This is a genomic window from Microlunatus phosphovorus NM-1 (assembly GCF_000270245.1).
Taxonomy (GTDB): domain Bacteria; phylum Actinomycetota; class Actinomycetes; order Propionibacteriales; family Propionibacteriaceae; genus Microlunatus; species Microlunatus phosphovorus.
Map to the genome: position 1 here is coordinate 4,013,042 of NC_015635.1, position 14,809 is coordinate 4,027,850.

12 protein-coding genes and 1 tRNA gene are annotated in these 14,809 nt (G+C 68.3%); 4 read left to right on the forward strand and 9 right to left on the reverse strand.

What is annotated here, in order from left to right:
- Window positions 1-49: 49 nt before the first annotated feature.
- Window positions 50-1,342, forward strand: a complete 1,293-nt coding sequence (locus tag MLP_RS17920) for a ferredoxin reductase domain-containing protein (protein ID WP_156821209.1) — start codon at window positions 50-52, stop codon at window positions 1,340-1,342.
- 101 nt (window positions 1,343-1,443) lie between these two features.
- On the opposite strand, the gene ettA is transcribed toward MLP_RS17920, so the two are convergent.
- The 8 genes from ettA to MLP_RS17960 form a co-directional block, all read right to left on the reverse strand.
- Window positions 1,444-3,126: an energy-dependent translational throttle protein EttA gene (gene ettA, locus MLP_RS17925; protein WP_013864575.1), complete on the reverse strand. Its 1,683-nt coding sequence runs from the start codon at window positions 3,124-3,126 to the stop codon at window positions 1,444-1,446.
- A 154-nt stretch (window positions 3,127-3,280) separates the two neighbouring features.
- Window positions 3,281-3,955, reverse strand: a complete 675-nt coding sequence (locus tag MLP_RS17930; protein ID WP_013864576.1) for a CBS domain-containing protein — start codon at window positions 3,953-3,955, stop codon at window positions 3,281-3,283.
- 187 nt (window positions 3,956-4,142) lie between these two features.
- A complete protein-coding gene (locus MLP_RS26615) occupies window positions 4,143-4,730 on the reverse strand; it encodes a single-stranded DNA-binding protein (RefSeq protein WP_013864577.1) in 588 nt (195 codons plus the stop codon).
- Between the two features lie 202 nt (window positions 4,731-4,932).
- Window positions 4,933-5,745, reverse strand: coding sequence for a hypothetical protein (locus MLP_RS17940; protein WP_156821210.1), 813 nt, complete (start codon window positions 5,743-5,745; stop codon window positions 4,933-4,935).
- A 317-nt stretch (window positions 5,746-6,062) separates the two neighbouring features.
- Entirely contained in the window at window positions 6,063-7,751 is a 1,689-nt protein-coding gene (locus MLP_RS17945; RefSeq protein WP_013864579.1) for a GTPase, read from the reverse strand.
- Window positions 7,751-9,700, reverse strand: coding sequence for a P-loop NTPase family protein (locus MLP_RS17950; RefSeq protein ID WP_013864580.1), 1,950 nt, complete (start codon window positions 9,698-9,700; stop codon window positions 7,751-7,753). Before MLP_RS17950 ends, MLP_RS17945 begins: the two co-directional genes overlap by 1 nt.
- A 25-nt stretch (window positions 9,701-9,725) precedes the next feature.
- Complete coding sequence (locus MLP_RS17955) at window positions 9,726-11,195, reverse strand: PrsW family intramembrane metalloprotease (protein ID WP_013864581.1); 1,470 nt, start codon at window positions 11,193-11,195, stop codon at window positions 9,726-9,728.
- A gap of 255 nt (window positions 11,196-11,450) precedes the next feature.
- Window positions 11,451-12,164 (reverse strand): alpha/beta fold hydrolase, encoded by a 714-nt coding sequence (locus MLP_RS17960; RefSeq protein WP_013864582.1) that lies wholly within the window; start codon window positions 12,162-12,164, stop codon window positions 11,451-11,453.
- 45 nt (window positions 12,165-12,209) lie between these two features.
- On the opposite strand from MLP_RS17960, the gene MLP_RS17965 reads away from it, so the two are divergent.
- Window positions 12,210-12,282, forward strand: a tRNA-Arg gene (locus MLP_RS17965).
- A gap of 205 nt (window positions 12,283-12,487) precedes the next feature.
- Here the strand turns inward: MLP_RS17965 and MLP_RS17970 are convergent.
- Window positions 12,488-12,835: a DUF2200 domain-containing protein gene (locus MLP_RS17970; RefSeq protein ID WP_013864583.1), complete on the reverse strand. Its 348-nt coding sequence runs from the start codon at window positions 12,833-12,835 to the stop codon at window positions 12,488-12,490.
- A 71-nt stretch (window positions 12,836-12,906) separates the two neighbouring features.
- Here MLP_RS17970 and MLP_RS17975 point away from each other — a divergent pair, with 71 nt between their 5' ends.
- Window positions 12,907-14,124, forward strand: a complete 1,218-nt coding sequence (locus tag MLP_RS17975; protein ID WP_013864584.1) for an MFS transporter — start codon at window positions 12,907-12,909, stop codon at window positions 14,122-14,124.
- On the forward strand, window positions 14,121-14,777 hold the full coding sequence (gene orn, locus MLP_RS17980) for an oligoribonuclease (protein WP_013864585.1): 657 nt from the start codon (window positions 14,121-14,123) through the stop codon (window positions 14,775-14,777). The genes MLP_RS17975 and orn overlap by 4 nt, the downstream gene beginning before the upstream one ends.
- Window positions 14,778-14,809 lie beyond the last annotated feature (32 nt).

The following is a 14,809-nucleotide window of genomic DNA, read 5'->3' on the forward strand; positions in this document are numbered from 1 at the left end:
GGCTGCGTACTGTCATGAGTACGGCTTCTGGTGATTCGGGGTTCACATCGTGGCTGTATCGGGGTGGCTGATGGGGGCGACAGGGGCGCTGGCTGCGGGGGCGCCAGCGGCCTCCTCGGCCCGGACCGGCACCACCTGGACTTGGACTTGGCACCAGCCGCACCGCGCCGCACGACGCGTGTGGTGGCTGACGGCGCTCGCCCTCAATGTCACGCTGCTGCCGCTGGCTGTCAGCGGACGCGCGACCGAGGCATCGCTGGCTGCGCTGCTGGTCGCGGTGCTGGCCCGCCATGACGCACTGCTCTCGGCCGTGGGCAGGAAGATCGGCGCCCGGCCGGGCTATCGGCGACACCAGCTCCTCAACCACCTCGGTCAGCTCCATCGGGCCATGGCGCTGGCGGCCATCGGCTGGCTCGTCCTGGCGGCCACCCAGCACCTGGCCAGGCCGCCGGCGGTCGCGGTCGTCCTGTTCATCCTGGTCATAGCTCTGCTGGCGATGTCCTGGGCGGCTCGCGATGCGGTTCGGCCCACCCGGCACGAGCGCTTCGAGCTGATCCACCGTGTCGTGGGTTGGTCGGCGCTGGCAGTGCTGATCGCGCTCGTGGTGCAACGCTTCGCCAGCGCCGCGGCGGCCGATCGATCCGCCGAGATGATCCCGACGCTGCTGCTCCTCGCGGCGGTCGTGGCGGCGGTGGCCCAGCCCTGGCTGAGCGTACGCCGCCTTCCGGTCGAGGTGCTGGAGGTGACGCCCGGCCTGGTGGTGCTCGCCCTCCCCGGCCAGCGGCGGGTCGGCGACTTCCTTCGGGTCAGTATCGAGGGCCGCGAGTGGCACGCGTTCGCAGTGTCGACCTGTGGCCGGGAAGGACCCGACCGGTTCTGCCTGGTGATTCGTCGCGCCGGCGACTGGACCGAGCGGCTCGGTAGGCGCTGTGAGGAGGGGCGTCCGCCGACCTCGCTCCTGGTGCGGACGATGCGTGGCTACGGGTTCATGGGAAACGCGCGGGCCTATCGGCAGGTTCTCGTGATCGCGACCGGCGCGGGCATCGGTCCGGTGCTGCTCTATCTGCTCGATCGGCGGCAGCCGGGACTGCGCTGCCTGTGGATCGCTCGTGATCACCGGGCGACCATCGGCGACGCGCTCGTCGACCAGGTGCTGGCCGGTGGTCAGACCACGCTGATCGACACGACCGACGCCCGACCAGATCTCGGCAGGCTCGTGACCGCGACCGCCCTCGGGACGGGAGCCGTCTTCGTGGTCGGCAACCCAGGAGCACGAGACCGGGTCGCGGCAGCCTGTGCCGATCTCGGGCTTCGCTGGTACGGGCCGACGTTCGATTCCTGAGACCGGCTCGTGAGAGATCAGTCTGCGCGTGACCTGCCGACATCGTCGGAGGGTCGCTTCCCGATGACCGCGCCCGACCGCTCCGTTTGTCGGCTCCTCGTTCAGCCGCGGGTCAGTCGGCGGTGGGTCGCCCGGTGCGGCCGCGCCGCCTCGGCTCCCAGGCGGGCGATCTTGTTGGCCTCGTAGTTGGCGAAGTTGCCCTCGAACCAGAACCACTGGGCCTGGTTCTCGTCGTCGCCTTCCCAGGCGAGGATGTGCGTGGCCACCCGGTCCAGGAACCAGCGGTCGTGGGAGATCACCACGGCACAACCGGGGAACTCCAGCAGCGCGTCCTCCAGCGACTGCAGTGTCTCCACGTCCAAATCGTTGGTCGGCTCGTCGAGCAGCAGCAGGTTGCCGCCCATCTTGAGCGTCAACGCCAGGTTCAGCCGGTTCCGCTCACCACCGGACAGCACACCGGCCGGCTTCTGTTGGTCAGGGCCCTTGAAACCGAACGAGGCGACGTAGGCCCGGGACGGCATCTCGAAACTGGCGACCTTGATGTGGTCGAGACCATCGGAGACCAGCTCCCAGACGTTCTTCTTCGGATCCAGACCGGTACGCCCCTGGTCGACATAGGAGATCTTGACCGTCTCGCCGAGCTTCAGCTCACCGGCGTCGGGCTGCTCCTCGCCGATGATCATCCGGAACAGCGTCGACTTGCCGACGCCGTTCGGGCCGACCACACCGACGATGCCTGCGCGCGGCAGATTGAAGCTGAGGCCGTCGAACAGCGTCCGGTCGCCGAAGCCCTTGACCAGGTTCCGTACATCGAGCACGTTGCTGCCCAGCCGTGGGCCCGGCGGGATGTTGATCTCCTCGAAGTCGAGCTTGCGATTGCGCTCGGCCTCAGCAGCCAGCTCCTCGTAGCGGGCGAGCCGGGCCTTGTTCTTGGCCTGCCGAGCCTTCGGGTTGGACCGGGCCCATTCCAGCTCCCGCTCCAAGATCTTGGCGCGCTTCGCGTCCCGCTTGCCCTCGATCTGCAGCCGAGCCTTCTTGGTGTCCAGATAGGTGGAGTAGTTGCCCTCGTACGGGTGGGTCCGGCCGCGGTCGAGCTCGAGGATCCACTCGGCGACGTTGTCCAGGAAGTACCGGTCGTGGGTGACGGCCAGCACGGCGCCGGGATAGGCCTTGAGGTGGCCCTCCAGCCAGTGCACCGACTCCGCGTCGAGGTGGTTGGTGGGCTCGTCGAGCAGCAGCAGATCCGGCTGCTGGAGCAGCAGCTTGCACAGCGCCACCCGGCGGCGCTCGCCCCCGGACAGCACGTCGACCGGGGCGTCCGGCGGGGGGCAGCGCAGGGCGTCCATCGCCTGCTCGAGCTGGGAGTCGATGTCCCACGCGTTGCGGTGGTCGAGCTCGGTCTGCACATCGCCCATCTCGGCCATCAGGGCATCGAAGTCGGCGTCGGGCTCGGCCATGGCGGCGCCGAGCTCATCCATCCTGGTCAGCAGCCGCTTGGTGTCGGCGACCGCCTCCTCGACATTCTCCAGCACCGTCTTGTCCTCGGTCAGCGGCGGTTCCTGGAGCAGGATGCCGACCGTCGCCTCCTTGGCCAGCATCGCATCGCCGTTGCTCGGCTTCTCGAGTCCAGCCATCAGCTTGAGCAGGGTCGACTTGCCGGTGCCGTTCGGCCCGACGACACCGATCTTGGCGCCGGGGTAGAACGACAGCGTCACGTTGTCCAGGACGACCTTGTCCCCCAGGGACTTGCGGACGTTGTGCATCGAGTAGATGAACTCAGGCATACCTCGTACGAACCTTCGCGTTGGGTGGCGCCGGGAACCTCACCGGCTCGGCCCAACCTACCCGAAAGCCGGGTAGGAGGGTGACGTCAAACGCCGACCTACTGCGCGGACACCTAGACACCGCTCACAACGGCCGCCGTTCGACACGACCCTCCTAGCGATGCGTCTCGGCAACCCGGAGCGCGGCGTACGGCCGTCGACCGGCCGAACTCATCGGCTTCGGGCCCATCAACCCGGTCCGAGGCGGTCCGGTGACCGTCACCCGGATCACCCCGGGAACCGACTCGGCCACCAGGGTCGCCTCCTGCTGATGCTTGAGATCGCTGTCACCGAAGAGGTGCACCACCCCGGCCTGCACTCGGACCAGCCACCGCTGCCGGAGTCCGGCGCGCTCCAGGCCCTTGCGCACGCCCGTCAGGATCATGTCGTCGCTGCGAGCCATCGTCTCCACCACATCACGCCGGGTGACCATGCCGACCACCAGGCTGCCTTCGACGACCGGCATGCTGCGACGCCGCCCACTGATCATGCACTTGGCCAACGCGGACAGCGTCGCCTCGGGCCGGACGAACTCGACCGGTGAGGTCATGACCTGTGCCGCCATCGTCTTCGGCGGTCGGTCGCGACCGCTCGTCGGCGGCTGTGGGTGAAGTCCGAACCGCTCCCTGATCAGATCGGTCTCGGTTACCAGGCCCACCAGCTGGTCGTCGTCATCGATGACCGGCACCGCGCAGAACCCACGCTGGGCGAGGATCGCAGCGACCTCGGCGATCGGGGTCGACGGCCGCACACAGACAGCCGGGGTCGTCATGATGTCCTTCGCGCGCATCGCAGCCTCCTCGCCAGAGTTTGACCAAGCCTGGCAAGTCGGCGCGCCGACCGCTAGCCCCCTCCGGTCCCAGGAGATAGGGACCAAAGTCCTCAGCCCGACGCCAGCGGCGCCCTTTCAGCCGAAGTCTTGACGCAGGCAGTCCACTCCGCAGCAGTCCGGCGCCGTCAGCCCACGCCCGGCACCGTCAGCCCACGCCGGCGACCACTCCGTCCTCCTCGATCCGTGCCCAAGGGTCCGCACCGACCCGGTTCCCGGTGGCGGAGTCGCCTCCACCGGTCTCGTCCGTGCTGGACCCATCGGCACATCCCGCGCCGGGCGATTCAGGGTCTTCGTCCTCCATGCCGGAATCGCGGTGCTGATTCTCGATGTGATGGAGCATCTCCCCCAGGCTGTCGGCACGCTCATCCGTCGGGCTCTCGGTCGCGGTCTTGGTGAAGCTCGCCGTCCCTCGCGACAGGTCATGACCGACGGTCATCGCCTCGAGCATCAGTCGCTCGTAGGTGACGCCGTCCTTCTCCCACACGTTGGTCCGCAGCCGTCCGGCGACCAGGACCGGCTGGCCGCGGTGCAGGCTGGCCGCCACGTTCTCGGCGAGTGCCCGGAAGCAGGTGACCGAGATCCACGTGGTCGGGCCGTCGACCCACTCTCCGTTCCGCCGGATCCGCGGTGTGTGAGCCAGCCGAAAGCTGGCGATCGGCACCGCGTTCAGGCGGCCGGTGCGGAACTCCACCGCTCCACCGACGTTGCCGGTCAACTGCACGTACGCGTCCATGTCCTGAGTCCTCTCTCGGGCCCGGACCTCCCGGCGCCCTGTCTAGACACAAAGGACGTCAGGCGTTTTCGTACGGGCCTTTCGCAGATCTGTGGACAACGCTCGAGGTCGAATCCGGCCTGTGGACAACTCGCACACCGCCGAGCGATCGCAAGAACCGCATCAGGTGTCGATGTCTCGAGCGGAAGCCCACCGATGCCGCTCAGGTCTGGTTCTGCGCCGCTCGTTCTTGACGCTTCTGACGAGCCCAGGCGACGAGTTCTGCGTTGAAATCATCCTTGCTCTCGTAGTTGGCCTTGACCTGCTGTGTATGTGCCGAACCGTCGAGCACGTCAGCGATGTGGAGATCTCCGACCTTCCAGACACCCTTCTGGCCGGAGAACTCCGCCGCGAGGCCCATCATCGTTGACCTGGCGGTGCGCATCTCGTGGGCCAAGTTGGTCGAGCCTGGAAAGCCGACTGCCTTCGCCAGCGGGGCGGCCAGCTGCTTGACCGGACCATTGGCATCGCGTAGGAACTCCAGCGCCTGGCGCCTCTTGCTCGCGGTCGACACGGCGGCCAGGAATGCCTTCTCGATGCGTTCGACGCTCTGGAAGACGTCTTTGACAGCGCTGTTCACTTCGGGGGTCTGCGTAGCTTGCCAGGCACGCTCGGTCCTCGTCTTGTACTTGACGAGCTTCCTGAAGTCCTGATCGATGAACGTCCGCAGCCCCGATCCGTTGACTCCACTGGCGACGAGCATGTCAGCCGCCTGCGCCGTACGTTCGTACTGACCGATGAGCATCGCGGCGGCGTGAGCAGCCCGAAACTCCATCAGGTCTGCGTTTGCGTCGCGCCCAGGCTGCGCCTGAGCGCGGGCTCGACGACCGGGGACGGCCATGTGCAGGTCCGGGAACTCGGCCTCTGTCCAGTAGTTGGTACTGCCGGTCATCTCCCTGCAAAATGCCTTCTCGACCGGCCGGCGCTTATCGCTCTGCGTGTGGGTCTCGCCCACGACGTTGAGCTTGCCGGCCACCAACGCCCGCTGGAGCACCACCGGACTGGCGCTGAATGAGCTATGCAGGGCACGGGCGGTCGCGGCATTACCGGCCTGCCGTTGCAGCATGAGGAGCTGAGAGGCACCGGGAATGTCTACCGCCGACCGCCGCAAGACCGTTGGCAGGGTGCGCTTCGGATCATGTACGTACTCGAACATCCCTGCCTCCTGCGCTGACCGGGCCCACGGGAGATCTAACCAGCGTAAGTTTCCGCGCCAGACAAAGACAAGGCTTGACAGTTGCCCCTTCGGGCAGAGTCCCAACCGACAATCGGCTGTGCCGGCTTGGACGGCAATCAGCGGCGAGTGGCGCGTTCCAGGGCCGTACGGGCACGGGCATAGCGATCCAGCTCGGCTTGGATGGGTTGCACCACAAGCTCGTTGGTCACTCCCGCTACGGACCGGCGGAGTGCCGTCCGAGCGGTCCGTTCGCGGCGGCCGGCACCGACCACCACCCCGATCCGGCTGGCGCCGGCCAGCAGCAGTCCGGCGAGAATGCCGCCGAGCACCAGCACAGTCGGCGCCGGCAGCCGGGCCCAGGTCACGTCCGGCAGCGGGGGGAGTTGCAGATAGGCCAGCACGAACGCCGAGCCCAGCCAGAGCAGGCCAGCCACCACCGCCGCCAGCAGCACCCACTGCAGCACCCGCACCAACTGCCACCAGCGGCGGCGCCGGTCGATGTCGAGATCGGTCCGAGCCACGGCACGGTCCAGGCGGTCGGCCAGTCGCGGTTCCTCGGCACGTGCGGCGTTTCGCACCGCATCGGCCCAGCCCCGAGACAGGCCCGCAGACGCCTCATCCGCCAACGCACGCACCGCCGTGTCGACCCGCGCCGCCTGTACTCCCGACCGGGCCGGCAGCGAGGTCCGGCCCACCGCGGTCGGGTCGATCGCCTTCGGCGGCCCCTTCGCTGACGTCGGCAGCCGGTCCAGGTGCAGGCGACGCAGCGGATCAGGCTTGAGTCGGCCCACCCAGGCCACCACCGGCCAGCCGGTCGCGGCGGCGCCCCGCACCCGCCAGGCGTCGCGGACCGCCTCGGCGACCGCCTCCGCACCAGCCGCCTCGGCCATCGCCGCATTCATGGCCGAGACACTGCGTTTGCTCAGTTCCGGCGCGGCGGCGGAGCCCGAGGCCGCAGCCAGCCGGTCCGCGACCGTCGCGACATCGGCGGAGAGCCGACGTGCGGCGGCCAGCTTGCCGGCAACCCGGTCCGCGATCAACTGGCGGAGCTCCACCAGGCCTTCGCCGGTCTCGGCTGACACCGCGCGGATCTCGGTCCGGGTCAGTCCTTCCGAATCCAGCAGCCGGCGCAGGTCCCGCAGACAGGCCTTCCGCTGCGCAGCGTCGAGCCGGTCGACCTGGTTCAGCACCACCACCATCACCGGCGCGTGCTCGACCAGCGGCTTGAGATAGCGATCGTGCAGCACGGCATCGGCGTACTTCTGCGGGTCGACCACCCACACCATCACGTCGACCAGCCGGACCATCCGATCCACCTGCAGCTGATTGCCCTTCTCGGTGGAGTCATGATCGGGCAGATCCAGCAGCACGAGCCCATCTAGTCCACCCGACCCACCCGGGCCGTCCAGTCGGGCGCCGGCAGCGTTTCCCTCAGTAGCAATGGCGTGACGGCGGGACACCTGCAGCCAGTCCAGCAGGTCCTCGGTCGGCTCGTCGCCCCAGGTCACCGCCAACGGTTCGGAGGTCGTCGGTCGGCGTACGCCCACGCGGGCGAGATCGGTCCCTGAGACCGCGTTGAACAGCGAGGACTTGCCCGAACCGGTTGCCCCGGCCAAAGCCACGACCGTGGCCGATCCCGACAGCGCCAGCCGCTGATCGACCTGCTGGGTCACCCGGCGCGCCTCGGCGACGATCTCCTCGTCAACCCGTCCCTGACATGCCTCGACGGCCTCAGCCAGGGCCCGGACCCGGTCAGCCAGGCCCGCAGTCGGCTCCGCTGCCTGCTTGCGCCCGAAGATCCCCATCAGCGATACCCGTCCGAGGTCCGGTCCTCGCCGTCGGCGACCAGCTCGGCATCGACGATGTCCTCGTCGTCATCGTCGCCTCGCCCATACGGGATCTGCTGCACCCTCAGCCCTTCCAGACCCGGTCGCGTCTGGGGAGTCTGCGGAAGCGCGGGCACCTCCGGCACCGACGAACCCAGACTGGAGACACCGGGATCTGAAACGGTGGGACCCGACGCTCCTGGTCCGTCGACCGATGCCGCGCCCAGCTCTCGCTCCACGGCCGATACGGCAGCACGCAGTCGATCAGCCGCCTCGGGATCACCCAACGTCTCGTCCAGCACCTGGTGATAGCGCACCAGCTCCTCCGACATCAACGCCTCGACGCGGCTGTCCAACTCGTCCTTGGCGGTCTTGGCGAGGGTACGGACGGCCTGATCGCCGAAGACTCCCTCCAGCACCCGCTGAGCCAGCACCGAGGTGCCACCTGCGATGCCGATCTCGGCCCCGGTGACCCCGCCGGTCTGGGCGAACACGACGATCATCAGTGCGACGCCGACGCCGTTCACGCCGAGCGCCATGAACCGAGCGCGTGACCGCTTGCTCATCCCGGTGTCGGCGACCAGCTCTAACACCGCACCCTGCCAGTCACGGATCACCCATGCCGCGCGCTCGTCGAAGTCGGCCGTCGCGCGACCAAGATCGGTATGCGCGCGAGCGAGCAGCTGGCGCCCGGCGCTGTTGGCCCGCCACGATGCCTCGGCCCGTTCGGCGGCCGCGTCGGCCTCGCTACGGAGCAACGCCTCCAGCCCGGAACCGACCGCGACCTTGAGGTTGTTGGCACCGGGCGGCTCGCCCCGGAACACCGAACCGATCTTGTCCCGCAGCCAGCTGATCTTCTCCTCGACCGCACGGAAGAACTCCCCCGTGCCGACGAACTCCTGCCAGCGGGCCAGCACCTCACCACGCAGCAACGTGCCGTCCGCGGACTGGACGCCGACCGTGCGGACCGCCTCCGCGTACGACTGATCCGCCTCGGCCCGCAGCTGGCTGAGGGTGGCGGCCTGCTCGTCGACGGCATCCGCCAAGGTCGGGCCACGACGTACGACAGAGAAGATCGCACCATCCAGGGTCTGCCGGACCACTGCAGCACGGCTGGCCTGATCGGCGGCCAACCGCGCCAGCCACGACCGGATCGGCTGGATCGCCGAGACCGGCAACAGACCTTCGGCGTCGACATCGGTCTCGGGTACCGCGAACAGCGGGGAACGGCCGAGCCCACGCTCCCCCATCAGCCGGCCCAAGTGCGCCGGCACCTCCGCCATGGCGCGCGGCGGCACCCGGTCGAGAACGACCGCCACCGCGGCGCTGCGGTCGGCTGCGGCGAGCAGGAAGTCCCACGGCACAGCATCGGCATAGCGCGCGGCCGAGGTGACGAACAGCCACAGATCGGCGGCGGCGAGCAGTTGAGTAGCCAGTTGGCGGTTCTCGGCCACGACCGAGTCGATGTCGGGCGCATCGAGGATGGCCAATCCCGGCGGGACGTTGGGCTCGGTGACCAGCTGGAGGGAACGGGTGTCGCTGGTCACCCCGGACGAGCGCGCCAGACCGGGCAGGATGCGCAGGTCGGCAAACCACTTCGCGTCGTCGGGGTGATGCACCAGGACCGGCGCGCGTGTGGTCGGACGGATCACGCCGGGCGCGGACACGCGGCGACCGACCACGGAGTTCACCAGGGTCGACTTTCCGGCGCCCGTGGAGCCGCCGACGACGGCCAGCAACGGCGCATCGATCGTCGCCAGCCGCGGCAGGATGTAGTCATCGAGCTGCTTGGCCGCCTCCGTCGCGGCCTGCCGCTGCTCGCCGGTGCCGGGCAGGTCGATGGGCAGCCGCACGGCGGCGAGGGCATCTCGCAGGCTCAGCAGCGCCCCGTCCAGACCAACCACCAACACCTCCTGTTCGGCCCACATCGGCGAAAGCACGGACTGGGTCAGGTCACTGACCGGGCGGCTTCCAGGTGGGGTCGACCTCGGAGTAATGGATAGCAGTCTGGCCTTGCAGACCGTTGACCGGGTAGCTCTGGGGCGGTGGCGCCGGATAGTTGCCACCGAGTCCGGCCGGTCCGGGGAAGCCCGCGGGCGCGTACGCAGGCGTGGCCGGGATCGTCCGACGGCGCCGGAACGCCGGGTACGCCGCCCGAGCGGCCGGTTGGACGACCGCCAGCCCCTGCAGGGCATACATCCGGTGCAACAACAGCTTCTCCCGCTCCGCTCCCGCAGTGTCCACGATGCCCCGCACCACCGAGTCCCGCAAGTAGGCCAGCTCGGTCGCCGTCCGCTGCATCCGCACCGTGGCCAGGAAGGCGGCCGAGCCGAGGAACATCGCCTGCCACAGGGCCCGCCCTCTGGTCCGCACCCTCGACAGCGCGGCTGGGTCGGCTTCCGGGAGCCAGCCCAGCCGTACGTAGTCCACCAGCCGGGTCCGGATCAGCCGGCCCTCCCGCAGGATCTGCCGGATGAGGAAGATCACCATGCCGATCACCAGGGGGATCGCCACCAGCAGATAGATCAGCAACAGCTGCCGGCCTTGCAGCAAGGACGCGGAGGCGTTGAAGCACATGTGGAGGAACGCCGCCGCCGTGTAGCCGGCGAGCGGCGCCACCACCCGGACGACCTTGCTCTTGGACCGCACCGCGACCGCGAGCCCGATCCCGGTCATCGCGGTGAACAGCGGGTGGGCGAAGAAGGTCATCACCCCGCGCAGCATGAACAGGTCCTGGAGCGCGTCGAGGGGTGCCACCTCACCGAAGGTGCGGGCGGCGTACCGGTAGGCACGGCCGTAATAGAGGATGTTCTCCACGAAGGCGAACGCGGCTCCGGACAGACCGGCGAGCACGATCCCGCTGACCCGGCTGACCCACTGGTAGCGCATCAGGATGACCAGCCAGAACAGCACAGTTGCCTTGGCGGCCTCTTCCACGAACGGGGCGACATAGATGGCCGCTCGCGCGCCGGTCGCCGGATCACCGTCCCCGACGATGCTGAGATGAGAGGCGGCCCAGGTGTTGATCTGCGCAGAAAAGAAGGTCGCCACGCAGGCGCCCCAGCCGAAGGTCATCAGCCAGACCCAGAAGCGCTGCGGCCGGAAACGGTCCGCCCACAAGAAGAGCAGTGACAACGGGATCGCGGTGATGGCGGCATAGCGGGCAGCGATCGGAATCGCCTCGGTGCCCAGACCAGGGATCAGACCACCGGGCACCTGCTGGTCGGGGACCACCTGTCGATAGAGCAGCACCAGGCACACCGCGTACGCCAGCAGCATGACCACGCTCAGCCACACCAGCGGCGAGCGCAGGATCCTTTTCGGAATGGGCTCAGCGGCGTTCGGCTCGGCTGGAATGTTGTTTCGGCGACGAGCCTTCCGCGCCGCGACGACGGGATCGGCGGGCCTGCGACGCTTCTTCATGCGTGTGGGGCCTTCGCGACCGTCAGTCTTGGGCGCTACTGGGGGTGCCGACGAGGCGTCCCCAGGGGCAGGGGTCGCAGTGGTGGCCGGCATGCGGGCCAGCGTACCTGCGGTCCAGGCCGGTTCGGGTCCGCGAGATCCGGGACCGCTGCCGCAGACGATCCCTTGGCTTCGGGGCGGATCGAGAAGGAGGTTTGGCACCCAATCCGTCGCGATCTTGGTGCCAGACCTCCTTCTCGCGGTCTTCAGCCGGCGTCAGCGGATAGCGCCGTCGAGGAACGGGGTGACGACGGAGAGGAACTCACCCGGCCGCTCGGCATGGACGCAGTGGCCGGTGTCGAGCGAGGTGAGGCTGCTGCGAGGAATCAGTGCAGCGAGCTCGGCGAGGCGGTCCTGTGGCAGGTCGGATCGGTCCCCTCCCACCACGAGGGTCTGGGCGCTGATCTCGGCTGCGTAGTCCCACCAGATCGGATCGGGGTCGTTGCGCCACACTCGAAGCGCGGCAACAGCCTCCCAGTCGGTCATCTCGCCCGGCTCGGGGCCCTCAGGGATCTCGCGCGGCGGGTCGGCCGGCACCGGAGCGGGCATGTCCTCCAGGACCAGAGCGCGTACCCGATCAGGATGAGTCGCGGCCAGCAGATAGGCGACCACACCGCCCATGGAGTGACCCACGACAGCCGCGGCGACGACTCCGAGGGCATCCATCGCGGCGAGTACGTCGTCGCGGAGACTGGTCAGCTCGTAGGAGTCCGCCCAGTTACTCTGCCCGTGCCCCCGGGCGTCCAGCGCGATCACCCGGAAACGCCGACCGAGGCCAGGGCCGGCCAGCGCCCAGTCATCGGCGTCAGATCCGAGGCCGTGCAACAAGATCACCACCGGACCGTCGGGACGGCCCCACTCGCGATAGCCCAGGGTGAGTCCACCTGAGATCGTCAACTGTCTTCTCACCACGGCGGGCGCGATGCTCATAACGGGAGGCTACCGAGTCCCGAGCGAACTATGATGCCGGTCCCGGCCCTCGTAGCTCAGCGGATAGAGCAGGAGCCTTCTAATCTCTTGGTCGTAGGTTCGATTCCTACCGGGGGCGCTGGCTGTCGTCACTCGCTGTTCGCGACGCGCTCAAGACTCTGCCTTCCCTCGTCGACCGCAGACGAAGAGCGTGTCTGCGTTCTCCTCAGTCCAGGCAGAGCCGCGCTCTGCTCTCGGTCGCTCGCGACGGGGCTCGCTCGCTAACGCTCGCTCGGGGAAACGGGCGCTCCGCTGCGTGGTCGCTCGCGACGGGCTCGCTCAGGTCAGGAGCGGAGGATCTTCTCCATTGACTTGCCCTTGGCGAGTTCGTCGACCAGCTTGTCCAGGTAGCGGATCTTCTGCATCAGGGGGTCGTCGATGGACTCCACGCGGATCCCGCAGACGACGCCGGTGATCAACGAGGCGTTCGGATTGAGTCGAGCAGCAGCGAAGAAGTCCTGGAGCGTGGTGCCTGCGTCGAGATGCTCGATGAGCTCAGACTCGTCGAAGCCGGTGAGCCAGCCGATGACCTGGTCCAGTTCATCCTTGGTGCGGCCCTTCTTCTCCACCTTGGCCACGTAGAGGGGATAGACCGAGGAGAAGCTGATGCCGAAGACCCTGCTCACCTTCATCAGGGTAGGCGAACGCTGACCTACTGCGCCTGGAGATACGCGAGGCCCGATCCCCGTAGGATGGTCCGGCTATGCAACCCGATCCCGCCGAGACGTTCAGTTGGCGGCAGGTCGCGATTCCGGTCTACGGGCCCACATTGCTGGTGTCGATCGGGGCAGGCGCGATCCTGCCGTTGGTCGCTCTCTCAGCTCGTGAGCTGGGTGCAAGCATCGGGGTCGCCGCGCTGGTCGTCGCGATGCTCGGGATCGGGCAGTTGGTCGGCGACCTGCCGGCGGGCGCGTTGGCCGCGCGGATCGGTGAGCGGCGGGCGCTGATACTCGCGTGCCTGATCGATGTGTGCGCGCTGATCGGAGCGTTCCTCGCGCCGACGGTAGTCCTGCTCTCCGCAGCCGTATTCGTCGCCGGCCTGGCCAACGCGGTCTTCAGCCTGGCCCGGCAGACCTACCTGACGGCGGCCGTACCGCTGCGCATCCGAGCCCGGGCGATGTCGACCTTGGGCGGGGTGTTCCGGATCGGCAGCTTCGTCGGACCGTTCGTCGGCGCGATCATTGTCACTAGGTCGAACATCGCCAGCGCGTACGTGTTCGCCGCCGTGATGAGCCTGCTCGCCGCCGGCCTGTCCGCTCTGCTGCCGGACCTGGCTCCGCCGGCAGACAAGCCTGGCAGTGACGAGCGCGGCGGCCGCCAGGATCCCAGCCAGGCGCAGCCGACCGTCTTCTCGGTGCTGGCGAAACACCGACGCATCCTGCTCACCCTGGGCACCGGGGTCTTGGTACTCTCCGCAGCCCGCGCGACTCGACAGGCGATCATCCCGCTGTGGGCCGAGGCCCAAGGCATCGATGCGGCCACCACCAGCATTATCTTCGGCATCTCCGCGGGCGTCGACATCCTGCTGTTCTATCCGGGCGGAGCGATCATGGACCGGTACGGCCGCGCCGCGGTGGCCATTCCCGCCATGATCACCCTGGGTGTCGGATTCGTCCTGCTGCCGCTGACCGACACCGCCGTGACGGTGGGAACGGTCGCCTGCCTGATGGGGCTGGGCAACGGAATCTCCTCTGGTGTGGTCCTCACTCTGGGGGCGGATGCAGCGCCGGTCGAAGGACGTTCGCAATTCCTCGGTGGGTGGCGACTGTGCGCCGATCTGGGCAACGCGCTGGGCCCGCTGGCGATCGGCGCCATCAGCGCGATTGCCACGCTGGGCCTGGCCACCGTCGTGATGGGAGCGATCACCTGGCTCGGCTCCGCGTGGCTGGCCCGCTGGATACCCGTAAAATCTCAGCGGTGAGCGACGAACTGGTCTGGATCGACTGCGAGATGACTGGTCTCGACCTCATCAACGATGCGCTGATCGAGGTCGCCGCCGTCGTCACCGATGGCGAGTTGAACGTGCTCGGCGAAGGCGTCGACGTGGTGATCAAGCCGTCGGACGAGGCGCTGACGCAGATGGGCGACTTCGTCCGCAACATGCACCAGACCTCAGGGCTTCTCGAGCTGCTCGCCGATGGTCTGTCGATGCAGCACGCGGAAGAACTGGTCCTCGACTACATCCGCGCACACGTGCCAGACGGCCGCAAGGCCCCGCTGGCCGGCAACACCATCGGCACCGACCGCGCCTTCCTGGCCCGGGACATGCCGACGCTGGAGAGCCACGTGCACTACCGCAACGTGGATGTCTCCTCGATCAAGGAGCTGGCCCGACGCTGGTATCCGCGGGTCTACTTCCACTCCCCCGCCAAGTCCGGCAATCACCGAGCGCTGGCTGACATCCGGGAGTCGATCGAGGAGCTGCGCTACTACCGCGAGGCGCTCTTCGTCCCGCTGCCTGGGCCCGACTCATCGACCTGCAAGGAAATCGCGGCCCGGCACCAAGGCACCCTGAATCTGGGTCCGGACGGACCGAGCGAGCCGGTCCTGCCGGAGCCAGCCACCACCGAATGAGTTCGATTCTGAACTCGTTTCGTCCAGACGCC

Coding starts and splice junctions, on each gene's coding strand:
- MLP_RS17950 (WP_013864580.1), bottom strand. CDS start 9,700: ATGTGGGCCGAACAGGAGGTGTTGGTGGTTGGTCTGGACGGGGCGCTG.
- MLP_RS17970 (WP_013864583.1), bottom strand. CDS start 12,835: ATGAAGGTGAGCAGGGTCTTCGGCATCAGCTTCTCCTCGGTCTATCCC.
- MLP_RS17945 (WP_013864579.1), bottom strand. CDS start 7,751: ATGGGGATCTTCGGGCGCAAGCAGGCAGCGGAGCCGACTGCGGGCCTG.
- MLP_RS17960 (WP_013864582.1), bottom strand. CDS start 12,164: ATGAGCATCGCGCCCGCCGTGGTGAGAAGACAGTTGACGATCTCAGGT.
- MLP_RS26615 (WP_013864577.1), bottom strand. CDS start 4,730: ATGGACGCGTACGTGCAGTTGACCGGCAACGTCGGTGGAGCGGTGGAG.
- MLP_RS17930 (WP_013864576.1), bottom strand. CDS start 3,955: ATGCGCGCGAAGGACATCATGACGACCCCGGCTGTCTGTGTGCGGCCG.
- MLP_RS17955 (WP_013864581.1), bottom strand. CDS start 11,195: ATGAAGAAGCGTCGCAGGCCCGCCGATCCCGTCGTCGCGGCGCGGAAG.
- ettA (WP_013864575.1), bottom strand. CDS start 3,126: ATGCCTGAGTTCATCTACTCGATGCACAACGTCCGCAAGTCCCTGGGG.
- MLP_RS17975 (WP_013864584.1), top strand. CDS start 12,907: ATGCAACCCGATCCCGCCGAGACGTTCAGTTGGCGGCAGGTCGCGATT.